Source organism: Weissella sp. ESL1156 (assembly GCF_058505625.1).
Genome location: NZ_CP196372.1, coordinates 926,563 through 952,318, shown reverse-complemented (window position 1 = coordinate 952,318; position 25,756 = coordinate 926,563). Strand labels below are relative to the sequence as shown.

Here is a 25,756-nt window from a genome sequence, read left to right as displayed (position 1 = left end):
ATATGGAGGCAGTATGATAACGAAAGAAGATATCCGCAAACAAGCATTGGCAAATTTAGCTGCATTATCTGAAAATGAACGTTGTTATTTGATGCAAATGATGGTTAAAAAGGTGAGCCGTTTAACGGCGTGGCAACAAGCAAAAATGGTAGCTTTGACCATGTCACAGGGGGATGAACTAGTAACGAAATTATTAATCGAAACAGCATTATTACAACATAAAGTGGTTGTTTTACCTCGAGTGTTACCCAAAAGACAGCTGTCCTTTATGACGATTGATCATGAGACAACGTATGAGCAACATCGATTTGGTATGTTAGAACCTGTTGGTGGTCGGGTGGTTTCACCAACTGAGATTGATTTCGTGTTAGTACCTGGCGTTGCGTTTTCAGATCAAGGTGATCGGATTGGCTTTGGTGGTGGCTATTACGATCGCTGGTTACCGTATGTACAAGCAGTTCGTGTTGCGGCGACGATTACAAATAATTTGTATCATCACCCAATTTGGCCAGTTGAAAACACTGATCAATTGGTAGATCAGATCCTTTTGTTAGATAAAGAATAGGGGAAAATTGTGAGTTTTAAAAACATTTGGCGGCAAGCACCTGTAACGGTAACGTTAGTCAGTTTAATGACTGTTATTTTTGTTGTGCAATCATTTATTAGTGGTCAATTAAGCATTTCAACACAGTCACTTTATCAGTCAGGTGCGATGTTTTCACCAGCTGTCATTATATTAGGTCAATGGTGGCGCTTATTAACTGCCGGATTCTTACATGTCACTTTTATGCATTTGGTATTAAACATGGTGACGCTATACTATCTCGGTCGTTTGATGGAAGGTTATTTAGGGAGCTTCAAATATTTATTAGGTTATTTGGTAGCCGTCATTATTGGTAATTTAAATTTTCTGGCATTTGGGGCTGGTAACACTGTTTCAGCGGGAGCCTCAGGTGGTATTTTTGGTTTATTTGGCATGATTTTTTTGTTAGGTGTATTGGATAGACAAGGCTATTGGCAAGCGCAAGCTAAGAATCTGGGTTTATTTGTTATTTTGTCATTAATTCCAGTATTTTTAGGATCGCATATTGCGATTAGTGCCCATATCGGTGGCCTAATTGCGGGCTTTTTGATAACGCCAGTTTTGTTACAAAAAGGTCAGGCGACACCAAAACAAATTTGGGTTGGTATCAGTACGTTAATCTTGTATATTGGTGTATTAGTAGCCGTTATTTTTTTACGTCATTAGAATGAGGGATGCATAATGAGAACATTTTTAGATGTATTGCAATTGCTAAAGAAATACGATATTTATATCCATTTAGGCAATCGTTTGTGGGATATTGAATTAGCAGCTATTGAGATTGATAATATGTACAAAGCAGGATTATTAGAAAATAAACGCTATGCACAAATTAAATTAGTATTAACACATGAACATGAGTTAGAGGAGCGACGGCAACAAGAGACAACACACAAGTGATTTGGAACCGGTTTCATACTTGTGTTGTGTAATCGTTTGTTTATCGGTATAATAGTACAGAAAGTGGTGAAGATTTATCATATATTTTTTGAAAAAGAGGTTTTAAATCATGGCGAAAGATAAGCTGATTGGTATTGATTTAGGTGGTACGACCATTAAATTTGCTATTATGACTGCAACTGGAGAAATTCAACAAAAGTGGTCAGTTCAAACAAATATCTTGGATGAAGGTAGTCATATCGTGCCAGATATTATTGAATCAATTAATTATCATCTTGATTTATATCAATTGGATAGAGAGCGAATTATTGGTGTTGGTATGGGAACACCAGGAACTGTTGACCAAAAAACAGGAACTGTTCAGGGTGCCTTTAATCTAAATTGGAAAGAACCTCAAAATGTGAAGGCTGATTTAGAAGCTGGGTTAGGCTTTTCTGTGGCCATTGATAACGACGCAAATGCGGCAGCCTTGGGTGAGCAATGGCGTGGTGCTGGAAATAACCAACCTGAAGTTGTCTTTGTGACACTTGGAACAGGTGTTGGTGGTGGCCTTGTTAATGATGGTAAATTGATTCATGGTGTCAAAGGTGCTGCTGGTGAAATTGGTCATATGATTGTTGAACCGGGTGGTTATCTATGTACTTGTGGTAACTATGGATGTTTGGAACAATACACTTCAGCAACTGGTATTGTACACTTAGCACATGATTATGCAGATGCCTACGCTGGTGATTCAAAACTAAAAGCCTTAGTTTCAAATGGTGAAGAAATCACATCAAAAATTGTTTTTGATTTGGCTAAAGAAGGTGACTATCTTGCTAATGAAGTTGTTGATAAGGTCTCATTCTATCTTGGTTTGGCAACTGCAAACATTGCCAACATGTTAAATCCATCAGCCATCGTTATCGGCGGTGGGGTATCAGCAGCCGGTGACTTCTTGTTAAACAAGGTCAAAAAGAATTTTGATGATTTTGCTTTTAAGATGACACGCCATGTGACAGAAGTAAAGTTAGCAGAATTGGGAAATGATGCAGGAGCATATGGTGCTGCATCACTTGCATTACAAGCACAAGCCTAAAAAAACATTGAATGATTTGTAACAAATTGTTACAAATTATTTTTTTGTAAAGGTTCATTAATTTCTTAAAAAAAACTTCATAAATGGGCATAATCACTGCTATGACAGTGTTTTTAAGGGTTTTATAAGCTGGTAATTAACAAGTGAACCCTAAAGCTTTATTAAAATACTGTTATATCAATGTAACTCGGATGTTAAATCAACTTGTTATGATAAACACATCATTGATAGAGCAAACATAAATCAAGGGGAATGTAAACAAATGACTTCAAACACACAACGTTCAAACAAAAGCTGGCTTATTGCGGCAGCAACGGCAGCAGCAGCTGCTGTTTTGCCAATGACACACACAACCACTGCATCTGCTGATGAAACAAAAGATAACCAAGATACGCAAGCTTCTTGGCGGGCAAAGACAGTTGATGATGTAAAAGCGGTGCTATTAACAGCTGGTAAAGAATATACAGTTCAAGAGGGAGATACACTATCAACGATTGCCTCTGCAACTGGTTTATCAGTTGATGATATTGCCAAGGCAAATGGTGTGTCAGATGTTAATACGATTCACGTTGGTGAAGTGTTGAAGTTAGATGCTTCAGCAAATACATCAGATAACAAGACAACGACTAATACTAACGCAGAGACAACAGCGACTTCACAAAATGTTGAGAAGACGACTGCACAAGCAACAACAACGACTGCGGCACCAACATACAGTACGGCAGGTAATTCATATCCTGCTGGTCAGTGTACATGGTTCGTCAAGAATGCTTTGTCATGGGTTGGTAACAACTGGGGAAATGCTTCTAATTGGGGTGCATCAGCAGCCGCAGCGGGTCGTGTGGTTAATGGTCAACCAGCTGTCAACTCAGTTGTTGTCTTTGCACCAGGTGTACAAGGCGCTGGTGCATTGGGTCATGTCGCCGTTGTTAATGCAGTTAATGGTGATTCAATTACAATTTCTGAAGGTAACTATGCTGGATTGGCATATCATACACGTACGATTTCAGCTTCAGGTTTGACATTCATTCATTAATTATTACCCTTAAATAATAATTGAGAAATAACTTTCAGAGGTTAGGATGTTTTCCTAGTCTCTGTTTTTGTTTGCTGATCATATTGGATACTGAGAAGTTTAAAAGATTTCTGGTAAAATTTCTGATATGATATTATAAGTATGAGTTAAGAAATGAGGAATTATAGCATGTGGATAACGCTATTTACGATTATTTTACTTTGGTTATTGTGGATTGTTGGTAACAGATTATGGACTAATCATTTACTAAAAAAATCTGCAACGGTGCTTTCATCTGAAGATTTTGAAACACAAAGTCATGGGCATGACATTGTGGATATTCGTGAGCCGGCTAAGTTTAAGTCAAAACATGTCTTTGGCGCACGTAATATTCAATATATGATGTTGAAAGACAATCATACTGCTTTACGTAAAGACAAGCCGGTTTTCTTGTACGATGAGAATATGCAATTTGTTTCTCGTTTAGCAAAGGCTTTAAAAAAAGATGGGTACGATCAAATTTACGTATTGAAGAATGGTTTTACAGATTATAAAGGTAAAGTAAAGTCAAATCAGTAAAATAAAAACCAGCTAGACAATGTGATATTAGCCGTTGATAGATAATTTATCTATGAAAGCTAATCGTTCCTCTAGCTGGTTTTTTGATATGATATAGGTAGTTAGAAACGGCTACCATGTGATTGGGCAGCTTTACGAGCGGCTTTACGCTCGGTCTCCTCAAATTTTTCTTCTTCATCGGTTATTGGTTTCACAGCGACTCTGTGAAAAGTAACAGCTGCAGTTGCAGCTGCGGCAATTGTGCCAGCAACGCCAGTTAGAATTCCAGCCCCAAATTTTTTCATACGATGTTCCTCCAAATACTTATTAAGATTATTCTAACATATTTAACAGCATTTAATAAATAGAGGTATTTAAAATGCACTTACTTAAAAAAACAATTATTGCTCATCGTGGTATGCATGACCATGACGTACAAGAAAATTCATTAATTGCTTTTCAACGAGCGATTGATCATGGTGCTGAAGGGCTAGAAGTTGACGTACAACTGGCTAATGGTCGCTTAGTGTTGAAACATGATGTTAATCAAGATGATACTTCGGTTTTACCAGTATTTACTGACTTTCTAACGGTTATCCAACAAACTCATTATCAAGGTTTCTTACTCATTGAATTAAAGGGTAATCATGGAGCCAAAACATTATATCAACAATTAAAAGCGGCAGCATTGTCTAATCCAGTCATGTTACAATCATTTCAAGAAAAGCCATTGCGAGAATGGCGCTCTTTGGATAAAGAGATACCAATTGGTTATTTACGTCATTATCCAAATTTGAAGTGTTGGCAGTTAGCCAGGGAAAAGATTATCCAACAAGTTAATTTAGATTACCGCTATATGCCACTACGTATTTTATTACCATGGTGGTTACCAACTTATTGGTGGACTATCAATCGACCAACAGTGACATGGGTACTCATGCATGTACCAGTTGCTGCAGTTATTACCGATGATATTATACAGGCAACGAAGTATCGAAAAAGGATATAAAAAGTTATGCAGAAGATTGTAGTTATTGTTGGTCCAACAGCAGTGGGTAAAACAGCATTATCAATTGACATTGCCCAAAAATTTAATGGTGAAATTATTTCGGGTGATTCAATGCAAATTTATCGCCATTTAGATATTGGTACAGCAAAAGCAACACCAGCAGAACAAGCCGCTGTACCACATCACTTGATTGATATAGCTGAACCCACTGAGAATTATTCAGTTGCAAAATTTGTTTCAGAAGCGCAACAAGCCATTACGGCTATATGTGAACGTGATCATTTACCAATTTTGGTTGGTGGGACTGGTTTTTACGTTCAAGCCTTACTAGGTGATCGACCATTGGCAGTTATCCCCGATGTTGATGATCCAGAGTTTGTGCAACACTGGCTAACTGTGGCTCATGAACAAGGAGAACAGGTTGTTCGTGAGGCTTTAAAAAAAGTCGATCAAGTGAGTGAAAAAAGAATCTTGCCAGGACAGATTCGACGACTCGTGAGAGCATTACTTGTAACAACGCATACACAGCAACCCTTTTCATCGTTACAACCACAACCTCACCGACGGTATGATGCAGACATTATTGGTTTAACGACTGAACGTACTATCTTATATGAAAGAATCAACCAACGTGTTGATCAAATGATGGTGTCAGGAATTTTAGCAGAAGCCCAAATGGTGTTAGATTTACCAGATGATAGTACTGCCAAACGTGCGATTGGGTATAAGGAATTATTTCAGTATCTTGAAGGAACGGAATCTTATGAGGTGGCAGTTGCAAAATTAAAGCAAGCATCACGGCGCTATGCGAAACGTCAAATGACCTGGTTTAATAATCAATTTAATGATATCCATTGGTATGACCTGGTGAAACAACCTGCACAACTAGACCAAATTATGGACCAATTATCAGATTTCATGTTAGAATAGCTGACATTTATAAACATATTGCTGTCAGAGAGTGGTAATATGCTAGTCATAAGGGAGGTCAGTAAGATGAGTGGACGAGAATTACGACGTGATTTAGCTGTCTTACCGATGAGTGTTGTCAGAGAATTAACAGGCTTATCAGATCGCCAAATTCGTTATTATGATCAGCAAGGTTTGATTGAGCCACTAAGAGGGGCCGGCAAGCAACGACGCTTTTCATTAAACGATGTTGATCGTCTACTTCAGATTGCTGAATACTTGGATGCTGGTTATTCTGTGGCTGAGATTCGCGAAGTTGATCAAAAACAGCAAAGAAAGCATCCAGGTGAACCTTCAGAAGAAAGTTTGCGTCATATGTTAGCTGATGAATTATTAAATATTGGACGATTTAACGGACAACAGAAGTTTTAAAGCATGTTTAGGATAAAGGAGAATTGAACAAATGGTACGCAGAGCATATACAAAAGATGATATTCGACAGAAGATTGCAGATGAAAATGTTGAATTTTTACGTTTACAATTTTCAGATGTTTTTGGCACAATAAAAAATGTGGAAGTGCCCGTTTCTCAATTGGAAAAAGTCTTAGCTAACAAATTAATGTTTGATGGTTCATCAATTGAAGGCTTTGTTCGTATTGAAGAATCTGACATGTATCTTTATCCTGATTTGTCAACGTTTATGATTTTCCCCTGGGCAACTGATGAGCATGGTGGTAAAGTCGCACGTTTGATTGCAGACGTTTATACAGCTGATCGTGAACCATTTGCTGGTGATCCACGTAATAACTTGAAGCGTATTCTAAAGCAGATGACTGATGATGGTTTTACAACTTTCAATATTGGTACTGAACCTGAATTCTTCTTACTAAAAATGGATGAAAATGGTAAGCCAACCATGAACTTGAACGATAAAGGTGGTTACTTTGACTTAGCACCATTGGATATGGGTGAGAATACTCGTCGTGAAATTGTTCTTGAGATGGAAAAAATGGGCTTTGAAGTCGAGGCAGCGCATCATGAAGTTGCTCCTGGACAACATGAAGTTGATTTTAAGTATGCTGATGCGTTAGATGCCGCAGATAATATTCAGACATTTAAGATGATCGTTAAAACAATTGCACGTAAGCATGGGTTGTATGCCACATTCTTGCCAAAGCCAATTTCAGGTATTAATGGTAATGGTATGCACACAAACATGTCTTTGTTTACCGAATCAGGAAATGCCTTCTATGATGAAGATGGTGAACTACAGTTATCTGAAACAGCCTATCATTTCTTAGGTGGTATTTTGTCACACGCAGCCAACTTCACAGCAATTACTAATCCAACAGTTAATTCGTATAAGCGTCTAACGCCAGGTTATGAGGCACCTGTGTATGTTGCTTGGTCAGGTTCTAACCGTTCACCAATGGTACGTGTGCCAGTTTCTCGTGGTAATTCAACACGTTTGGAATTACGTTCTGTTGATCCAACAGCTAATCCATATCTAGCATTTGCGGTTATTTTGGCAGCAGGATTAGATGGTATTGAAAATAAGCTGGAGCCAAGACATGCAGTAGATCGCAACATTTACTTAATGGATGAAGCTGAACGTCGTCGTGCCGGTATTACTGATTTGCCAGATACGCTTCTAGAAGCAATTAATAAGTTGGGTGATGATGAAGTCGTCATGGATGCGATTGGCGAACACATGGGTCGGACTTTTGTCGATGCTAAGCGTCTTGAATATCAAGCTTATCGTCGTGAAGTTTCACAGTGGGAAATTGACACATATCTAGAACAATACTAAAATTTCTTAAAAACTTATAAAAACAACGCTAACTTGACCCTGAGTAGCGTTGTTTTTTAAGTTAACGATGTATGATAGTAGTAGGCCATATTTTAAGAGCCAAATCTAATAGCATTTATTAATTTTATAAATAGGAGGGGTTGAGATGGAAAGTACGCCATACATTCAGACAGATCTACCGTCAAATCAATCCGTATTACAACAAAAGTTACAAACAAAGTTGGATTATTTGACAAATATTCAATCAGCGGTTGTCGCAGGAGATGACCGGCAAGTTTATGAGTTGCTAGATAGTCAAAAGTATGATTTAAAAGTACGTCAAAAGTCAGAGGCTGAAACAAATCGTCCACTAGCGGTGTTGGTTGATGATATGCAAGATGAACTAAGTCATCATTTAGGGCAAAAATTAATTAGTTATTTATCTGAGAAATTTCCGTTTTTTTATTATGAGGAAACACAATTAGGCGTTTTTCAGTTGTTCTTTGGTAATTGGTGGGATCGTCGTCACTTCGGTGTATTAGATCCGCTAGCTGTGAAATTTATTTTTAACGATGATGAGTATGAAAAACTAGTTAAAGCAGTCGAACTATCCGCAAAGGGACAGCGTTATAATGCCGAAGTGATTGAAGATACAACCCGCGCTAATGAGACATTACAGAAAATCGTAGACGAACAAAATCAACGTGATGTTGAACGGACACAGTTGTTGGCACAATTGTCAGCTTCTGAAGAACGTGGGGGGTTATTTGGCAATCGTGGCCAATCTGAGCAACGTGAGGTGTTAAAAGAACGTTTGAAGCATTTAGATGCGGCAGATGCAAAGGCACAAACGGTACCAGCATTAATTGCTGAAAATAACACACAAATTCTAAATTACTCAAAAGAAGATACCATTCTAATTTATGAGCAACGAGCTATTACAGATACGTTTGGAACATTTGAAAACTTCCAACAAGCTGTTGGTAGCTTATATGAAAGTTATGTAGGCGGGTTAGCAGCTACTTCCGAAAAGGAAGGTGTTTAATATGACTGAACATTTACAGAAGCGTGTTGATTCATATATTAATATTTTGGCGGATGATATTGGTCGTATTCAACAATTACTTGCTCAGGTGAATGAGCTAACCAATGCGACTGATTCTAATAAAGTACATTTATTAGCGCAGCAATTGACAACAGCAGCTTTGGACACTGAATGGGTTGTGGTACCACGACAATATTCGCAAGCTGATTGGTACATGTTAGCTTTAGATCGGTTTCTGAGTTTTGCGAACGTCACTGGTTATGATGTATTAACGCCAGCAGATCGTGAAGAACTAACATTAGTTTTTTCGGATTTAGATGAGCCAGCAACTTTTGAGTTTGAAATTAATCATGATCATAATGGCGGTGCATACTTTAAAGAATTAGGAACTGATAAGCGATTGTTTTACTGGTCACTAACACGTAAGCAGATTTATTTTAATGCGCAGGCCATTACTGATTTATTGGTTGGTAATTTTCGAAAGAAGACGACAGCAGCACGGATTCGACCAATTGCGATATTGATGACCACTTTTGGTCGTTATATGGAACAAACGTTTGGATATCAAGTTGACTATAATATTTTGGAAACAAAGGATGATTTTTTGTATCCATTACAACAAAAAGAGATGCCAGCGGGTATTTTAGATCGGTTATTTGTTTTATCAGCTGATTCTGATTATTTCTTACAAGCTATTCCAAATGGTGCTGGCTTGATGCTGGAAAATAATGTTGAAGTTCGTATTTTTTATGTGAATGATGCGACGGCAACAGATGCTCAGCGTTGGCATTTCCAAGTTATTGATGGTCAAGACAATATTTCATGGTTAGATGTTTTACTAGACTATGATTTTATTGGTGCTTGGTATCTTGTTGAAAGGCAATATATTGAAGTAGAAAGTGCACCATTAGTATTTGAGCAAATGACACCAAAGCCAGGTGAAGACGAACAGCCAAACGTTGAAAAAAAGGTGATTGAACCAGAGGTCTTATCACCACAATCAATGGCAACTTCTGAGGAGTCTGAATAGTATGACTGAGTTAGACATTGCAAAATATTTACGACAAACACGAGACATGCTACCTGAAGTCAGTGTACAATGGGCAACACCGATTGGACCGAAACAGATATTATTAAATGATTATCTTAATTTAGATGTCACTTTAAGTCAGTTGATGTTACAGACGCAGGCAGTCTTAGTAAATGTTCCTAGTGAACAAATCACTGGTCCACATGAAGAAATAATAACGACATATGCTCGGGCATTCGTACAATTTCTAGCCGTAAGTTTGAAAGCACAATGGACACACTTGATGGTAATGACGGATGATGATATTGCGCAATTCGAACGTTTCCCACAACGACATTTGGCGCATCAATTTATGGGGATTAAGACGATGCTCTTGAATAGTTATCACCAAAAACGCCAAGATGATTTTTCACATGCCTGGCGTTCTTTCTTGAAATTAGGTCTTATAGAATTAAATTTGTCACAGCATGATTTACATGCGGCAATTCAAAAAAATTTTAATGCGAACTTTGCTTGATTCATTATGCAAATAAACGTACAATAGATGAGGCGGATGCATATTTGCTCCATCTATTTGATATGCAACTGTAGCACAACTGGATAGTGCACTCGGTTTCTACCCGAGCGGTTGTGGGTTCGAGTCCCACCAGTTGCATTTAGGCACATTTTAATAGATTATTGATAACCCTTGTTATACCGGCTTAAACGTTGATGTATCAAGGGCTTTCTCTTGCTTTTTCACTATTTTTAAGTGGCGTAAAATATCACACGATTTACTACAAATTTGCTACTAAGCTTATTTTTGTAGCACTTATTTTAAGTAACCAGTTTGTTATCATTGAATTTGGTCAATGATTAAGTTATAATTATATACGTTGTGTTTGTGGAATCTCACAAACTGCAACCACTCATGTCCTGTATTAAGTGATTCAATGAATCCGCGGGTATTGGTGAGTCTAAGTTTTTTACAAAATTTTTTATGGAGGTCTACAGACTCATGGCAGCATATGCAATCATTGAGAACGGTGGAAAGCAATACAAGGTTTCTGCTGGTGACGTTATTTACGTCGAAAAATTGGACGCCGCAGAAGGTGACAAGGTTGTCTTTGACAAAGTTGTCTTCGCTGATGGCAAATTAGGTGCACCTTACGTTGAAGGTGTTACTGTTTCTGGAACTGTTGAGAAGCAAGGTAAGGAAAAGAAAGTTGTTACTTTCAAGTACAAGCCAAAGAAGCACTCACACGCTAAGCAAGGTCACCGTCAGCCTTATACTAAGGTTGTCATTGACTCAATTGCCTAAGCCATCGGATAGGAGGATTTAAATCATGCAATTAAATTTGAATAACTTGACGATGCTTGCTCACCACAAAGGTGGTGGTTCATCAGCCAACGGTCGTGACTCAGCTGGTCGTCGTCTAGGTACAAAGCGTGCTGACGGTCAAGACATCAAAGCTGGATCAATCATTTACCGCCAACGTGGTACTCACATCTACCCAGGTGTAAACGTTGGTCGTGGTAACGATGATACATTGTTTGCTTTGACTGATGGTGTTGTAAAGTTCGGTCGTTTAGGCCGTGACAAGCGCCAAGTATCAGTTGTATCTCGTGAAGAATACAAAGAAATTATTGCTAAGTAATTAGCTGATAAAATGACCTTACTAATTTTGATTAGTAGGGTCATTTTTTATATTTTTGTGAAATTTGTTTAAAAAAAATATGTCGATATTTTGAAAAGTTTTAGATGGAATTATTAATATCAATAAAATACGAAATAAATCTAATTATATAGTTTATAAAAATAGTTGTTTTTTTTGTGAAATAATAATGACAAAAAAACGTTTACATTCCCAAAAATCAGACTTAAAATAACAAAAGAGCCATAATAAGATACTATGGACACAATAAATTTCAGGAGATAATAATCATGAAAATTAAGTCAGCAGTTTTGAATGGTGTGAATGAAGAATTTCAGTTAACAGATATGATTTTGGATGAACCACAGTCTGGCGAAGTGTTAGTGAAAATTGTCGCTTCAGGTGTTTGTCATACGGATGCGACGGTAAAAGATGGGACGCTACCAATGCCATTTCCAGCAGTTCTAGGACATGAAGGGTCCGGAATTATTGAGCGTGTTGGTGAGGGCGTTACTAATTTTAAACAGGGTGACCACGTTGTTGTTGGCTTTGCTTCATGTGGTGAATGCCAGTTTTGTCGTGCAGGCATGCCAGGTGCCTGTGAACGTTTTAATGAGTTGAACATGGGTGGTGCTATGCGTGACGGTTCACACCGTATTCACACCGTCGATGGTGATGATGCCAGTGTCTTCTTTGGTCAATCATCATTTTCAACATATGCAATCGTTCAAGAAAACAATTTAGTGAAAGTTGATAAAGATATGGACTTACGGATTCTAGGTCCTTTGGGTTGTGGTTTCATGACAGGAAGTGGTACAGTTTTGAATTCTTTGCAACCAGAACCAGGTTCAACATTGGTTGTCTTTGGTACAGGAGCTGTTGGTTTGGCTGGTATGATGGCTGGTGTTATTTCTAATGCATCACATGTTATTGCCGTTGATATTAATGCTGAACGTCTAGAAATTGCTAAGAGCTTGGGTGCAACTGAAACAATTAATAGTGCTGAAGTAGATCCAGTGAAAGAAATTATGAGCATTACTAATGGTAAAGGTGCACAATACGCTTTGGATACGACTGGTGTACCAGTTGTTATTAATAGTGCCATTAAAAGTTTAGCAATAAAGGGTGAATTAGCAACAGTTGCCGTTGGTAAGAAGCCAGTTTCAGTTGATTTTACAAATGACATTGTAACCTTCTCACGTACAATTAAGGGTGTTATTGAAGGCGACGCTATCCCACAAGAATTGATTCCTAAGCTGGTTGATTTCTACCATAAGGGTCAGTTTAAGATTGATGAATTGAGTAAGTTGTACGCCTTTGAAGATATTAATCAAGCATTTGAGGATTCAAAGAATGGAACAACTATTAAGCCAGTCCTTGTCATTGATGAGTCATATACGGCTTAACCAAATAAGTATAAAATAGCTTAACTTTTAAAACTCGTGTTTATGTCAGTTTAACAAGTTGATTGATTTGGCATCATTTTTATTATTAGCAGATGCAAATGTTATCAATTGAATTGAAAATTAACTCATCATTTATGACACATTGTTGTGTCAATAAATGATGGGTTATTTTTTTGTCGTTGGTCTAATATTTTAAAAAGTGAGTACGATAAAAGACGTCAATCTATCAATTTGATTGGTAGATTGACGACCTCTTAGATGGTTATAACGAGTGATGTCCCAACTCGCATTTAATAATGATATAGTCATTATTAAATTAATTTACATAAAGCTGACGGAACTCAGTGACGTAGTCATTTGGCAAACCAATTCCTTCTTGTAGATAATGATTAAAGCTACCATAGTTTTTAATAATCGTTTCTTTAGCATGCGTTAGATAATCACTGTCAACGTTTAAAGCAACAGCCAACGCATCCCTCTTATCATGACTGACGCGCTTCAAAATAGCTTCATTGGCTGCGTGACGTAATTTGTTTGTTTTTAAATAATCTGTCATGATTTGTTGTTCAGTGGCACCGGCAATTTTTAAAATAATTGCAGCCGCAAAACCTGTTCGATCTTTACCAGCAAAACAGTGAAATAATATCGGTTGTTTGTTAGCAATAATATCTTCAAAGAAAAGGCGATAGTTTTCTTGTGCAGAGGGTGTCATGACTAATTCTTCATAGGTTTTTAACATACCAAGACGGACATCAATGTTACCATCAGTGATATTATTCATATTTGCGAGATTTTGAGAAGCTGATTGTAAAATATCTAAATTTTCGATTGTTACAAGTGGTAACGTTGTATCCGGCATGCGAGTAACTTCATTTTTACTTCTGAAATCGTACACCTTGCGGATACCACATTGATTGGTTAAAAAATGAACAGTTTCAGATGATAAATTTAGTAATTGGCCGCTACGATAAAATATACCTGGTACCAAGTGATGATTATTAACTGAGATACCACCAATATCGCGAAAATTTACAGGTAATTGTTCTGACATATGTTCCTCCATTCATGATCCTATAAAATAGGAGCTAAGTTAATGTGTTATATCGGCTAAATAATTATAATCATTAAAAGTGCAAAGTATCAATAATAATTTAAAACTAATCAAAAAAATTAACTTTATTTGATAAATATAACAATTTCATCCAATATATGATGTTGCTAACTTAAGTTTCATTTGAGCCCTATTTAACCTCTGTGAAAGTTCGTATACATAGAATATAAATATTCGCAATGTAGAAATTATTCGTGAAGTGAGGAACAATATATTATGAACTTTGTTAAACGGGCAGGGATTACCCTGTGGGCTCGAAAGGGTCGCACCATTCTTTTGATAATTACTGCCAGTATCATCTTAATGTTTGTGATGGCTGGATTGATTATTCAAAACGCTGCATTAACATCAGCTAAAACAGCAACAAATACGATTGGGTCAACAGTCTCTTTGTCACAAAATCGTGAAAAGATGATGAAAAAAATGCAACAACAGATGGCATCATCATCTTCAAATATAAAAAAACCGGCAATGACGCAAGTGACAACGACAGTTACAAAAGTTAAAAAAATTGCATCATTGTCTAATGTTGCGTCTTATAATATTTCAACAAGTACATCTGTTAATGCAAGTGGTTTTAATACAGTTTCGACAACGTCATTATCAAATAAGAAAGGTTTTGGTGGTGGCAGTTTTGGTAGTTCTTCAACTATAGGTAACATTCAAATCAACGGTGTTAGTACCACAAATGGATCATCTAATTTTTCAGATGGTACTGCAAAAATTGTTAGTGGGCGTGGCATTAAAGCTACTGATGAAGGGACTAACAATATTGTTATCGAATCTGAATTGGCATCATCTAATAAACTAAAAGTGGGTGACAGTATTAAGGTTGCGACTGTTTCTAATTCATCAAAGAAAACAACAATGAAAATTGTTGGTATTTATAAAGCGACAACGACGACAGATGGCTTTTCACAGCAAGATCCCTCAAATACAATTTATGCTTCATATACGTTATCAAATCAGTTAGCTGGTACTGAAGGTAAAGTGTCAAATGTTACTTATACAATGGCGGATTCTTCAAAGACAAAAGCATTTATAGCGACTGCTAAGAAAATTTTGAATGATTCAAATATGACATTAACAAGTGATGCTTCATCATATAAAGCTGTCGCAAAACAAATGAAAGGCGTTGCTAGTTTTGCTTCAAAGATTGTTTGGGTAGTTGCTATTGCTGGTATCTTAATTCTTGGTCTAATTATTTTGTTGATGACGCGTGAACGTCGTCGCGAAATTGGTATTTTAGTCTCTCTTGGTGAAACAAAAGGCAAGGTCATTGCACAATTATTTACTGAATTATTAATCGTGTTAGTCGTCGCACTTGGTATTGCAACTGCAGCAGGAACAGCCGTTTCAGGATCGATTTCAGATAAGCTAGTGCAACAACAACAAAATTCACAACAATCTGCGATGGGTCAGGGAGCACCAGGCGGTCGTATGAATAAGTCCGGCGGTCAAGGCAATGGTGCACCTACTGGTGGTGATATGCATAATGGTCGTATGACACAAACAACCGCAAAAGCAGCAACGATTAACACGGTCTTAACGCCTGCATCTGTTGCTGAATTAGGTGGTATGGCCATATTGATTGCGTTGCTATCGGTTAGCGGTGCGGGATTTACTATTCTACGGATGAAACCAAAACAAATTTTGCAAGCTGATTAGTGCAAGAACGGAGAAAATATATGACATTAACAATTAAAAATCTAACACATTGGTATACGGATGAATCAAATATGCTATATCGTGATGTTAATCTTGAATTTGAAGCTGGCCAGTTTTATGCCATTGTCGGTGAATCTGGTTCGGGAAAAACGACAATCTTGTCTTTTTTAGCTGGGTTGGATTCTCCGCGAGCAGGAGAAATTGCGATTGATGGTGAATCAATTAATAAAATTGGGTTAACGAAGTATCGTCAACGTTATGTGGCGACCATTTTTCAATCATATAACTTGTTAACATCAATGACAGCATATCAAAACATTGAAACAGCATTAGCAGTGACTAATTCTTCACATAAAGGTGATCGTCAATATATTTTAGAACAATTAGCGAAGGTCGGCATTAATGAAGAAAAAGCTTTGAAAAATGTGCAGAGGCTTTCTGGTGGCGAACAACAACGTGTTGCCATTGTTCGTGCTTTACTAGTTGATGCGCCAATTGTTGCTGCTGATGAAGCAACTGGTAATTTAGACCATGAAAATTCTGAGTTAATTGTGACGTTATTTAAAGAATTAGCACATAAGTATGGTAAAACAGTTATTTTAATCACACATGATCGTGAAGTTGCTAAAGAAGCAGATGTTCAAATTGTGTTGAAAGATCATCAATTTACAGTCAGTGCACCATGATTATCACAGAAATAAAATAAATAGCGATTAGATTAAGCAACGCAACTTTTAAATCAGTTGCGTTGCTTTTTATATGTCGTAAACGATACGAGAGAGAATGTGTGATTAATTTTGAATAACCTATCTTAATAATCATTTATAATATTGTGCACTGAAGTTTATATCATAATCAGCCAAGTGCTAAGTTAAAAATCACTTATAAAAAATTAAGTGTTGATTAGAATAAAAAACTTTTTTAGCCACAATGAATAAAAAGGTGTACAATAAAAAATGGCTTAAAAGAAAGGTGGTAATTTAATGAATATGCAAGAGCCAGCTATTGAAAAAAAGCACCATTTGATACAGTACGCAAATGGTCCCTCTCTAGAGGAAATTAATGGTACTGTTGAAGTGCCTAAGGATAGAGGCTTCCTTAAGACACTATTTATGTATTCAGGACCTGGCGCTTTGGTGGCGGTCGGATACATGGATCCCGGAAATTGGTCAACTTCGATTACGGGTGGGCAAAACTTCTCGTATCTACTAATGTCTATCATTCTAATGTCGAGTTTAATTGCAATGTTGCTACAATATATGGCAGCTAAACTGGGCATTGTAAGTCAGATGGATTTAGCGCAAGCAACTCGGGCGCGCACAGGGAAAACGCTTGGTTTTATTTTATGGATAATGACTGAGCTAGCAATTATGGCTACTGATATTGCCGAGGTTATTGGTGGCGCGATAGCACTTTATTTGTTATTCAATATTCCGCTAGTCTTAGCTGTTTTCTTAACGGTATTTGACGTCCTATTGTTACTACTGTTAACTAAAATTGGGTTCAGAAAAATTGAAGCAATCGTCGTTTGCTTAATTTTAGTGATATTAGGGGTATTTATTTATCAAGTCGCTTTATCTAATCCATCATGGGGTGCAGTGTTTAAGGGATTGATACCCACTGGACAGACATTTTCGTCATCACCAGAAGTCGCTGGTATGACCCCAATTACAGGAGCGTTAGGAATTATTGGTGCAACTGTGATGCCACATAATTTATACTTACATTCTGCTATTTCACAGACACGTAAAGTCGATCATAACGATGAACAAGATTTAGCACGAACTGTTAAATTTTCTACGTGGGATTCAAATATTCAATTATCATTAGCCTTTGTGGTTAATTCATTGCTTTTGATCATGGGTGTGGCCGTCTTTAAGTCTGGTTCAGTTCAGGATCCTTCATTCTTTGGTTTATATGATGCTTTATCAAATACATCAACTTTGAGTAACGGTATTTTAATTCATGTTGCCAAGTCAGGTATCTTGTCAGCATTATTTGCGGTTGCCTTACTTGCTTCAGGACAAAATTCTACGATTACTGGAACTTTAACGGGACAAGTTGTTATGGAAGGATTCGTACATATGAAGATGCCCCTTTGGGCTCGACGACTAGTGACACGTTTAATCTCCGTTATTCCAGTGCTAATTGCTGTTGTAACAACAAGTGGTGAGAGTGAAATTAAACAACATGTGGCCATAAATAACTTGATGAATAATTCGCAAGTCTTCCTAGCTTTCGCCCTACCATTTTCCATGATTCCATTATTGATGTTGACAAATAGTAAAACTGAAATGGGTGATCGTTTTAAAAATAGATTATGGGTCAAGATTTTAGGGTGGATTTCTGTTCTTGGATTGATCTTCTTAAATATGAAGGGGTTGCCAGATTCTATCGCAGGCTTCTTTGGTGACAATCCAACTGTTGCCCAAACAAATTTGGCAAATACAATTGCTTATATTTTAATTGGATTAATTGTTATTCTACTGATTTGGACGATTTACGATATTTATCGTGGTGATAAGCGCTTGGCAGAGGCACAACAAGCAGTTAATGATAATTAATAAAGAGGGAAATAATGAATGATAGATGATGCTGTTAATAGAACTTTTAAAAAGGTATTGGTGGGAACAGACGATTCGCAGGACGCACAATTAGCATTTCAATATGCAATTTCATATGCGAAGTCAATTGATGCAAAATTATTTATTGTGTCTGTTCTTGAAGAGGATACGATGAATGTGTATCAAGCTTTAGATGATGATTACATTCATGGTGAAAGAAAAGATCTTGAAGAACATTTGCTTAAATACAAACAAATTGCGGAAGATGCCGGTGTTCAGCAAGTAGAAACGGTCATTGGTGAAGGCGATCCTGGTAAAACGATCGTTCATGATGTTATGCCACAAATACAACCAGATTTGTTGATTATTGGTTCGTTTGATAAGAAAGGTGTTGCACGTCATTTTGGTAGTCAAGCAGCTTATATGGCGAAGTATTCGCCAATTCCTGTTTTGATTATGAGATAGTCATTAATAAAATTTGTTGTATAGTTAATTAATCAGGGTCTTACGAAAAATAATCGTAAGATCTTGATTTTTTATTTAAAATCAACCAGTAGCGAAATAAATGAGGTAAGATAGAAGTAATATTTCTGCTGGAGGGAAAATAGATGATTAATTTATGGGCTCATCTCGTGACTTGGCTAGTATTAATTATTGTGGCATCTTTGGCAATTTTTAATTCAAATAAAAAAGTGCGTATGATTAGCATGATGATTGCTCGTCTGTCGTATATTGTCGCAATTGTAACTGGTATTGGCCTATTTCATTATGCATACCAAGAACGACCAATACTAACAATTATTAAAATTGTGTTGGCTATATTGTTGATTGGTCTAATTGAAATGGTATTTGCTAAGAAAAATAAACAACGGTTAAACAGGAATCTTGGCATTATCATCATTGTATTGATTCTTTTGCTTGGTTTATTTGGACTATATCTAGCAAGTGGGTTCCCAATCTAACTTAATATGATTGAAAAAAGATTATCGAAAATTGTTGGTAAGTTGCACAACAATTTTCGATTTTTTTTGTCAGCAAAGTTTAAATCGCTAATTGTGGCATGGCTCATTATGTACAGCTAATTTTTAATAAAATCGACTAGATATGCTTTTTAGTTATAGTAAATCATACTAGATAGATATTAGACATCACAGAATATTGGACTTACACTAGTGGCATCAGCACAAGTGAATGATAAGTCTCGGTTGATTACTAATAATAATTGGGTAGGCAAATTGAAATAACTGATGCTCTTTTTAATTATGTTAAGTGTTTATACTAAGTAAATCAGACTTTCAATTTAATTTTAAAAATATAATTAATCGCTTCGTTCACTGGCAGTTTTGGAGGTCTAAAAATTAGATGAGTATTTATCAAGATGAATATTTTGAGGGTGAACGTCCTTTGTTTGCCGAAAAGGATGCGACAATTATTGCCACAACTTTTGGGAAAGGAGAATCACCATTAAAAGAAAGCCGTCACATTGAATTAAAGGATGCCATTTTTCAATGGAAGTATCCTTTATGGTACGCAAAGCACATTAATGTAGAGCATTGTATTTTTGAAACGATGGCACGTTCTGGAATATGGTATACCGATGATATTACAGTAAAAAATAGTTCGTTACAGGCGCCTAAACTTTTCCGACGTGGACATCGTATTAATTTAGAAAATGATCACTTTTCTGACGCACAAGAAACATTGTGGCAGTGTACAGATATTAATCTGAAAAATGTTCAAGCTAGTGGTGATTATTTTGGCATGAATAGTGACAACATTAAAGCAACTAACTTAAATTTAATTGGTAATTACGCTTTTGATGGGGCTAAAAATATCGAAATCCATCATTCAACTTTTGTGTCGAAGGATGCTTTTTGGAATTGTGAAAATGTGACGATTTATGATTCCACTCTCAATGGAGAATATCTAGGTTGGAATACAAAAAAATTGACTTTGATTAATTGTACTATTGAAAGTAATCAAGGTTTGTGTTATATCGATCACTTGATAATGAAAAATTGTAAACTGATTAAAACAGATTTAGCTTTTGAATACTGTACTAATATTGAAGCTGAAGTCATTAATAAGATTGATAGTGTTAAAAATCCAATCAGTGGTGAAATTAGCGCGGAAGCAATCGGCGAATTGATTCTTGATGAGAGTAAAGTTGATCCCAATAAAACAACGATTATAACTCGACAACAATAATGCATAGCGGGAGGTAGTGGTTTGGCAAATTTTAAACAAAAAATTGATCGAAGAAATACTGATTCTGTCAAGTGGCACGTTGGAACAGAAGAATTACCGATGACGATTGCAGACATGGAATTTCAAACTTCACCAGCCATTTTAATGGCAATGCAAAAAAAAATTGAATTTGGTATTTTTGGTTATGAAGAACCAGGAGCGGATTATTTTACAGCCGTTGTTAACTGGTACAAAAGTCAACATAGTGTTGTACTGCAAACAGATTGGATGCTTTTTTGTACGGGGGTAGTTCCAGCAATTTCTTCTATAGTTCGACGAATCAGTCACGTTGGTGATAATGTGGTCGTTCAGCCACCTGTCTATGACATTTTTTACCATTCTATTGAAAATAATGGACGGCATGTTTTAGCGAATAATCTGTCATATGATCAACACAAGCAAAGTTACGCAATTGATTGGGGAGATTTGGCAGAAAAATTAGCCGACCCTCTAACGACACTAATGATTTTGTGCAATCCTCATAATCCAATTGGTAAAGTGTGGTGCTATAAAGATCTGTTGCAACTAGTCAGACTGTGTGACAAATATAATGTGACCTTAGTTAGCGATGAAATACATGGTGATCTTGTTCTAGGTGAACCTCACTATACTTCAATATGTCGTTTGCCAACTGTTGACTTAGAAAATGTTATTGCCTTAGTTTCGCCTAGTAAGACTTTTAATGTTGCAGCTTTGCATGCGGCAACGGCAATCATACCAAACGGGACGCTTCGGTCTTCAGTTAGCCGTGGGTTGAATAATGATGAAATTGCTGAGCCTAATTTATTAGCATTACCAGCCACAATTGCCGCCTATGAACAAGGGAGTGAGTGGTTGCAAAGTTTGAAACAACGGTTAAAAACTAATCGTGAAATAGTCAAAGAGTTTATAGAGATAAACTTGCCTGAAATTACGTTAGTCTCAGAGAATGCAACATATTTGTTATGGTTTGATGTGAGCCAACTTACTGATAATGCTGATAAATTAACTAAATCAATTGCAAAACATACAGGATTGTTATTGACAAGCGGAAATGTTTATCGGGGGAATGGTGCACATTTTATACGAATGAACACGGCTTGCTCACCGAGCATGTTACAAGATGGTCTCACCAGGTTGTATCAGGGAGTAAAAAAATTCAAAACTAATCCTATCGAAGGTAGACTTAAATATTGATTTATTGGACCATTAAAGTAAAATTTTTGAAATTGGTAAGAAATAATTTTAAATAATCATGGTTATGAATAGCATATTAGTCAGAAAGGATATTTAAAGTTGAGTTTAAAAGATAAAGTCATTATGATAACAGGTGCATCAAGTGGCATAGGGGCAGCTACAGCACGAATGTTGGCTGATGCGAATGCAAAATTAGTTTTAATAGCTAGAAATGAAAATCGTCTTAAGGAAGTCCGAAAGAAAATTTCATCACAAGATGTCTTGATTCAAGCATTTGATGTTACTAATCGGACAGCTTGGGAAATAGCCGTTCAAAAGACGCTGACACATTTTGGTAAGATTGATGTTCTATTTAATAATGCTGGGATTATGCCTAATAGTTTTCTTATTGAAGGACGTAGCAATGATTGGCAGAAAACGTTTGATATCAATGTTATGGGTGTCTTAAATGGTATTGCCGCAGTTTTGCCAACGATGGAGAAGCAAGGGCACGGGCATATTCTAGCAACTAGTTCAACTGCTGGTACAAAAGTCTTTCCAGGGTTTGCAGCGTACAGTGGTTCAAAATTTGCTGTCCGAGCTATTATGGATGGTCTTCGGCAGGAGGAAGCAGCTCAGCATATCAAATCAACAATCGTGACGCCAGGAACGGTTACGACTGAACTTTTCAAAACGATTCCAGACGAAAAGGCTCGTAATGAGGAAAAAGCTTTACATCATGATCCTAATCGTTCACTGTATGCCGAAGATGTCGCAACTCAAGTAGTTCAGGCAATAGACACGCCCGATAACGTTTCAGTCAGTGAGATAAATGTTCGACCAATTGAACAGTTGCCGTAAAAATAGATGTGATATAGTGACTATCTTATAATCACTGAAAAATTTAATTGGTTAACCATTCGAAGTTTGTTTTTAAAAAAAGAAGAGTGAAATTATCATGATAAGACCTAAAGTTACGATGTTTATTCATTCATCTTTAGATGGTAGAATTACTGGAAATTTTAATGATGCATTGCCAACTAATTATTCTTCTCAAATTTTTCAGAAGATTGGTTTTGAAAAGGCAATCAAAGAGTATGAATTTCAAGGTTGGATCTATGGTAGTCATACATCGACAGCGTATTTTGCGAAAGGGGTACCTGTTATTAATGAAGATGTGCCAGTCGTTCCAGACGGAGATTATATTAGTTCGGTAACACATGATGTTTATTATATTGCTTTTGATCGAAAAGGAAAATTGAACTGGCAATCCAATCATACTAATTATGAAGGACATCCAGCAGGAGTTATTGAAATATTAACAGACAGAGCAACAAATGGCTATAAACGTTTTTTACGTGATCGCCATATTTCTTATTTAATTGCAGGAGTTAAAGAAATAGATATTTCCTTAGTATTGTATAAATTGGCAACAATTTATCATATGACTAATGTGTTGCTAGGTGGAGGAGGAATGCTAAATTGGAGCTTTGTTTCAGCGGGATTATGTGATGAAGTGTCTATGATTGTTGCACCCGCTATTGATGGTTCTCAGAATAGTGCACGGTTATTTAATTCGGCATTTAACAATAAGACAATGCCAATTAGTTTTACTTTAAAAGAATGTCAAATTTTAAAAGAAAGTAATCTCTGGTTGAGATATATTCCGAATAATATACGTAATATAACTAGTAATGATTAAAATTGTTTCCGGAGGTCTCCTTAAATTTTTACTTTGAGTTTATAGGGTATCATTTCTTAATTTTTTTAAAAAAATAGCGCCAGCTTTTGAAAAAGTTAGACTTTTATGCCAAATGATACTTAGATGTACATCCAATCGTGGAAAAAGAGGGATGAAAGTTAAATTTTCCATTGATTCTGTTGGAATGATACCTTTAATGCATAAAGCATAGCCAACTTGTTTTTCAACTAGTTTTGAAGCATTGTACAACAAATTATAACTGCCTAATGAGTTGATGTCATCAATTGAAGTACCAAGCCATTCCGAAAGTAGGTCATTTTTTAAGGCTTGCTGTGAGATTAAAAGAGGTTGATTTACTAGTAACTGTGGCGTAATACTCTTTTTATGAGCAAGGGGCATGTCTTTATGAGAAAGCAGTCCCCAACGATCAGTTATTGGTAATTGAATAAAATTGTACTTGTGTTTATCGATTGGGTCGATAACTAGCCCAAAGTCTAAGGTGCCATCATCCATTTGACGGATAATATCGTTTCCGTCACCACTAGATAGTCGAAATTTTATTTTAGGATATTCTGTGTGAATTTCCTTAATTATTTGGGCAATCATTGAGATACCGGGCGTTTCTCCTGCACCAATCGAAATTTCTCCTTGGATATCATGTTGGGCCAATAAATTTTGTTGTGTATGATTGACTAGCCCAAGAATCTTTTCAGTTTGTTGCTGTAAATATAATCCTTCTTCTGTCAAATCGAGCTGTCTGTTACCGCGATTTAATAAACTGACACCCAATTCGGTTTCTAATTCTTTTAATTGTCGTGACAGGGCGGGTTGTGAGATATGAAGGATGTTTGCTGCATGGGTAATGTTTTTTTCTTTTGCAACGACTAAAAAATAACGTAAAATTCTTAGTTCCATAAGGTTCTCCTTGTTATACCTAAATTGTATGGAAACATATTTATTATAAACTTTAGATATATCGGTTTAAGAATACTATATTGATAACAAAAATGAAAGTGAAGTAATCGTATGAGTTTAAAAGATAAGATAGTTGTTATTATGGGGGCATCCAGTGGTATTGGCGAAGCAACAACTCGTTTGTTAGCTGATAAAGGTACAAAATTGGTGATTGCAGCTCGAAGAATGAATCGTTTGGAGAAGATTCAAGCTGATTATTCTAATGAACAAGTTGTTGTCACACAGGCTGATGTAACAAATTATGATGAAGTTAAAAAAGTAATTGACTTGGCAATTCAAAAATTTGGTCGAATTGATGTTTTATATAATAACGCAGGTATTATGCCAACAGCGCCGTTAGCAGATTTGAAACGCAATGAATGGCAAAACATGTTAGATATTAATGTAATGGGTGTATTGAATGGTATTGCCGCAGTTTTGCCAATTATGATCAAACAGAAATTTGGTCATATCATAGCAACTGATTCAGTAGCTGGGCACATCGTTTATCCAGATTCAGCGGTTTATTGTGGAACAAAATATGCCGTTCGAGCAATTATGGAAGGGTTACGTCAAGAGCAAAGGGAAAACAATATCAAATCAACAATCATTTCCCCAGGGGCTGTGGAAACTGAGTTATATCAGACGATTTCAGACAAACGGACTGCGGAAGAGCTTCATCAGCAACAAAAGAAATGGGGACTTCATGCCAGAGATATTGCAGAAGCTGTCGCGTTTGCAATTGACACACCAGACCGAATGTCCGTTAGCAATATGATTATTCGTCCGACTAGTCAATCGATATAGCCAGATGTTAAAAATCAAAAATTTTTTATATAGTTATTTTGTTGACATTTCTTCATACAAATGTAAATTCGTTAAATTAGTTTGGCAAAAAAATAGCCATGGATATAAGCTTTATTGTAATGGAAACGGTATTGAAAAATAATTAAAACAGTAATTAATAATGTATAACAAGGAATTAAAGGGGAGAAAATGACAAAAATCAAATTAATTTTTGGTAAACAAGAACTTACTGCCACTCTTGCTGATAACTCATCTGCAAGAGCTTTGGCAGAGCACTTAAAAAAAGGTGATTTAAAAATCAATTTGGATGACTTTGCTAGTATGGAAAAAGTTGGACCACTTGGATTTTCTTTGCCAACTAATGACGAAAATATCAAAACAAATGCAGGAGATATTATTTTGTATCAAGGGGAAAAGTTTGTTATTTATTATGGCAAGAATAATTGGAAATTTACACGTTTAGGCAAGATTGATATGGAACAACCACAAAAATTAAAGGAACTTTTTGGCAAAGGTAGTTTCGTGTTGACTTTATCACTTGTTCACTAGACTAGTTGGTATTTAAAAAGTTCAGATTATTTTATGTCATTAG

Annotated in this window: 30 protein-coding genes, 1 tRNA gene and 1 other annotated feature; of the genes, 28 read left to right on the top strand and 3 right to left on the bottom strand. The window is 36.4% G+C overall.

From position 1 onward, the window contains the following. Positions 1-13 precede the first annotated feature (13 nt). The 6 genes from ACSKY2_RS04820 to ACSKY2_RS04795 all read left to right on the top strand — a co-directional run bounded on the left by ACSKY2_RS04820 (position 14) and on the right by ACSKY2_RS04795 (position 4,155). A complete protein-coding gene (locus ACSKY2_RS04820) occupies positions 14-565 on the top strand; it encodes a 5-formyltetrahydrofolate cyclo-ligase (RefSeq protein ID WP_489876967.1) in 552 nt (183 codons plus the stop codon). Positions 566-574: 9 nt separating this feature from the next. Then, a complete protein-coding gene (locus tag ACSKY2_RS04815) occupies positions 575-1,249 on the top strand; it encodes a rhomboid family intramembrane serine protease (protein WP_489840868.1) in 675 nt (224 codons plus the stop codon). 15 nt (positions 1,250-1,264) lie between these two features. Further along, positions 1,265-1,483 carry a YqgQ family protein gene (locus ACSKY2_RS04810; protein ID WP_489840869.1) on the top strand — a complete coding sequence of 73 codons (219 nt, stop codon included), beginning with the start codon at positions 1,265-1,267 and terminating at the stop codon, positions 1,481-1,483. Between the two features lie 109 nt (positions 1,484-1,592). Further along, entirely contained in the window at positions 1,593-2,561 is a 969-nt protein-coding gene (locus tag ACSKY2_RS04805; RefSeq protein ID WP_489876966.1) for an ROK family glucokinase, read from the top strand. A 262-nt stretch (positions 2,562-2,823) separates the two neighbouring features. Further along, positions 2,824-3,597 (top strand): COG3942 and LysM peptidoglycan-binding domain-containing protein, encoded by a 774-nt coding sequence (locus ACSKY2_RS04800; protein ID WP_489876965.1) that lies wholly within the window; start codon positions 2,824-2,826, stop codon positions 3,595-3,597. 168 nt (positions 3,598-3,765) lie between these two features. Further along, positions 3,766-4,155 (top strand): rhodanese-like domain-containing protein, encoded by a 390-nt coding sequence (locus tag ACSKY2_RS04795; protein WP_489876964.1) that lies wholly within the window; start codon positions 3,766-3,768, stop codon positions 4,153-4,155. A 101-nt stretch (positions 4,156-4,256) separates the two neighbouring features. Here the strand turns inward: ACSKY2_RS04795 and ACSKY2_RS04790 are convergent, their stop codons facing one another. Beyond that, a complete protein-coding gene (locus tag ACSKY2_RS04790) occupies positions 4,257-4,439 on the bottom strand; it encodes a DUF3042 family protein (protein WP_489840873.1) in 183 nt (60 codons plus the stop codon). A 74-nt stretch (positions 4,440-4,513) separates the two neighbouring features. Here ACSKY2_RS04790 and ACSKY2_RS04785 point away from each other — a divergent pair, with 74 nt between their 5' ends. The 11 genes from ACSKY2_RS04785 (at position 4,514) to ACSKY2_RS04735 (ending at position 12,956) form a co-directional block, all read left to right on the top strand. Further along, positions 4,514-5,143 (top strand): glycerophosphodiester phosphodiesterase, encoded by a 630-nt coding sequence (locus ACSKY2_RS04785; protein WP_489876963.1) that lies wholly within the window; start codon positions 4,514-4,516, stop codon positions 5,141-5,143. Positions 5,144-5,149: 6 nt separating this feature from the next. Continuing rightward, the gene (gene miaA / locus ACSKY2_RS04780; RefSeq protein WP_489876962.1) at positions 5,150-6,073 is read left to right on the top strand and encodes a tRNA (adenosine(37)-N6)-dimethylallyltransferase MiaA; all 924 of its coding nucleotides are present in this window, start codon (positions 5,150-5,152) and stop codon (positions 6,071-6,073) included. Positions 6,074-6,139: 66 nt separating this feature from the next. After that, positions 6,140-6,484 carry a MerR family transcriptional regulator gene (locus tag ACSKY2_RS04775; protein WP_489840876.1) on the top strand — a complete coding sequence of 115 codons (345 nt, stop codon included), beginning with the start codon at positions 6,140-6,142 and terminating at the stop codon, positions 6,482-6,484. A gap of 31 nt (positions 6,485-6,515) precedes the next feature. After that, the gene (gene glnA, locus ACSKY2_RS04770; protein WP_489876961.1) at positions 6,516-7,862 is read left to right on the top strand and encodes a type I glutamate--ammonia ligase; all 1,347 of its coding nucleotides are present in this window, start codon (positions 6,516-6,518) and stop codon (positions 7,860-7,862) included. A gap of 145 nt (positions 7,863-8,007) precedes the next feature. Beyond that, positions 8,008-8,886: a hypothetical protein gene (locus ACSKY2_RS04765; protein WP_489840878.1), complete on the top strand. Its 879-nt coding sequence runs from the start codon at positions 8,008-8,010 to the stop codon at positions 8,884-8,886. Position 8,887: 1 nt separating this feature from the next. After that, entirely contained in the window at positions 8,888-9,916 is a 1,029-nt protein-coding gene (locus ACSKY2_RS04760; RefSeq protein ID WP_489876960.1) for a hypothetical protein, read from the top strand. 1 nt (position 9,917) lies between these two features. Continuing rightward, a complete protein-coding gene (locus ACSKY2_RS04755; RefSeq protein ID WP_489876959.1) occupies positions 9,918-10,433 on the top strand; it encodes a dUTPase in 516 nt (171 codons plus the stop codon). A 64-nt stretch (positions 10,434-10,497) separates the two neighbouring features. Continuing rightward, a tRNA-Arg gene (locus ACSKY2_RS04750) sits at positions 10,498-10,571 on the top strand. A gap of 237 nt (positions 10,572-10,808) precedes the next feature. Continuing rightward, positions 10,809-10,884: a sequence feature (ribosomal protein L21 leader region), on the top strand. Positions 10,885-10,913: 29 nt separating this feature from the next. Then, the gene (gene rplU / locus ACSKY2_RS04745; RefSeq protein ID WP_489840881.1) at positions 10,914-11,216 is read left to right on the top strand and encodes a 50S ribosomal protein L21; all 303 of its coding nucleotides are present in this window, start codon (positions 10,914-10,916) and stop codon (positions 11,214-11,216) included. 25 nt (positions 11,217-11,241) lie between these two features. Continuing rightward, a complete protein-coding gene (rpmA, locus tag ACSKY2_RS04740; RefSeq protein ID WP_002827793.1) occupies positions 11,242-11,553 on the top strand; it encodes a 50S ribosomal protein L27 in 312 nt (103 codons plus the stop codon). Between the two features lie 287 nt (positions 11,554-11,840). Then, the gene (locus tag ACSKY2_RS04735) at positions 11,841-12,956 is read left to right on the top strand and encodes an NAD(P)-dependent alcohol dehydrogenase (protein ID WP_489876958.1); all 1,116 of its coding nucleotides are present in this window, start codon (positions 11,841-11,843) and stop codon (positions 12,954-12,956) included. Positions 12,957-13,272: 316 nt separating this feature from the next. Here the strand turns inward: ACSKY2_RS04735 and ACSKY2_RS04730 are convergent, their stop codons facing one another. Further along, entirely contained in the window at positions 13,273-14,007 is a 735-nt protein-coding gene (locus ACSKY2_RS04730; protein WP_489876957.1) for a tyrosine-protein phosphatase, read from the bottom strand. Positions 14,008-14,283: 276 nt separating this feature from the next. Between ACSKY2_RS04730 and ACSKY2_RS04725 the strand changes: the two genes are divergently transcribed. The 9 genes from ACSKY2_RS04725 to ACSKY2_RS04685 all read left to right on the top strand — a co-directional run bounded on the left by ACSKY2_RS04725 (position 14,284) and on the right by ACSKY2_RS04685 (position 23,403). Further along, positions 14,284-15,735 (top strand): ABC transporter permease, encoded by a 1,452-nt coding sequence (locus ACSKY2_RS04725; RefSeq protein ID WP_489876956.1) that lies wholly within the window; start codon positions 14,284-14,286, stop codon positions 15,733-15,735. Positions 15,736-15,755: 20 nt separating this feature from the next. Next, entirely contained in the window at positions 15,756-16,421 is a 666-nt protein-coding gene (locus ACSKY2_RS04720) for an ABC transporter ATP-binding protein (RefSeq protein ID WP_489876955.1), read from the top strand. 297 nt (positions 16,422-16,718) lie between these two features. Beyond that, the gene (locus ACSKY2_RS04715) at positions 16,719-18,299 is read left to right on the top strand and encodes an Nramp family divalent metal transporter (protein WP_489876954.1); all 1,581 of its coding nucleotides are present in this window, start codon (positions 16,719-16,721) and stop codon (positions 18,297-18,299) included. 18 nt (positions 18,300-18,317) lie between these two features. Next, positions 18,318-18,764, top strand: a complete 447-nt coding sequence (locus tag ACSKY2_RS04710; protein WP_489840887.1) for a universal stress protein — start codon at positions 18,318-18,320, stop codon at positions 18,762-18,764. Positions 18,765-18,907: 143 nt separating this feature from the next. Then, on the top strand, positions 18,908-19,261 hold the full coding sequence (locus tag ACSKY2_RS04705) for a YisL family protein (RefSeq protein ID WP_489876953.1): 354 nt from the start codon (positions 18,908-18,910) through the stop codon (positions 19,259-19,261). Positions 19,262-19,661: 400 nt separating this feature from the next. Beyond that, on the top strand, positions 19,662-20,507 hold the full coding sequence (locus ACSKY2_RS04700; RefSeq protein WP_489876952.1) for a DUF3737 family protein: 846 nt from the start codon (positions 19,662-19,664) through the stop codon (positions 20,505-20,507). Positions 20,508-20,528: 21 nt separating this feature from the next. Continuing rightward, entirely contained in the window at positions 20,529-21,722 is a 1,194-nt protein-coding gene (locus ACSKY2_RS04695; RefSeq protein WP_489876951.1) for a MalY/PatB family protein, read from the top strand. A 99-nt stretch (positions 21,723-21,821) separates the two neighbouring features. After that, on the top strand, positions 21,822-22,562 hold the full coding sequence (locus ACSKY2_RS04690; RefSeq protein ID WP_489876950.1) for an SDR family oxidoreductase: 741 nt from the start codon (positions 21,822-21,824) through the stop codon (positions 22,560-22,562). A gap of 97 nt (positions 22,563-22,659) precedes the next feature. Further along, complete coding sequence (locus tag ACSKY2_RS04685) at positions 22,660-23,403, top strand: dihydrofolate reductase family protein (protein WP_489876949.1); 744 nt, start codon at positions 22,660-22,662, stop codon at positions 23,401-23,403. Between the two features lie 39 nt (positions 23,404-23,442). Here the strand turns inward: ACSKY2_RS04685 and ACSKY2_RS04680 are convergent, their stop codons facing one another. Further along, positions 23,443-24,318: a LysR family transcriptional regulator gene (locus ACSKY2_RS04680; RefSeq protein WP_489876948.1), complete on the bottom strand. Its 876-nt coding sequence runs from the start codon at positions 24,316-24,318 to the stop codon at positions 23,443-23,445. 111 nt (positions 24,319-24,429) lie between these two features. Here ACSKY2_RS04680 and ACSKY2_RS04675 point away from each other — a divergent pair, with 111 nt between their 5' ends. Both ACSKY2_RS04675 and ACSKY2_RS04670 read left to right on the top strand, forming a co-directional pair. Next, on the top strand, positions 24,430-25,164 hold the full coding sequence (locus ACSKY2_RS04675) for an SDR family oxidoreductase (protein WP_489876947.1): 735 nt from the start codon (positions 24,430-24,432) through the stop codon (positions 25,162-25,164). Between the two features lie 189 nt (positions 25,165-25,353). Beyond that, positions 25,354-25,713 carry a cyclophilin-like fold protein gene (locus tag ACSKY2_RS04670; protein ID WP_489876946.1) on the top strand — a complete coding sequence of 120 codons (360 nt, stop codon included), beginning with the start codon at positions 25,354-25,356 and terminating at the stop codon, positions 25,711-25,713. The last annotated feature ends 43 nt before the right edge of the window (positions 25,714-25,756 follow it).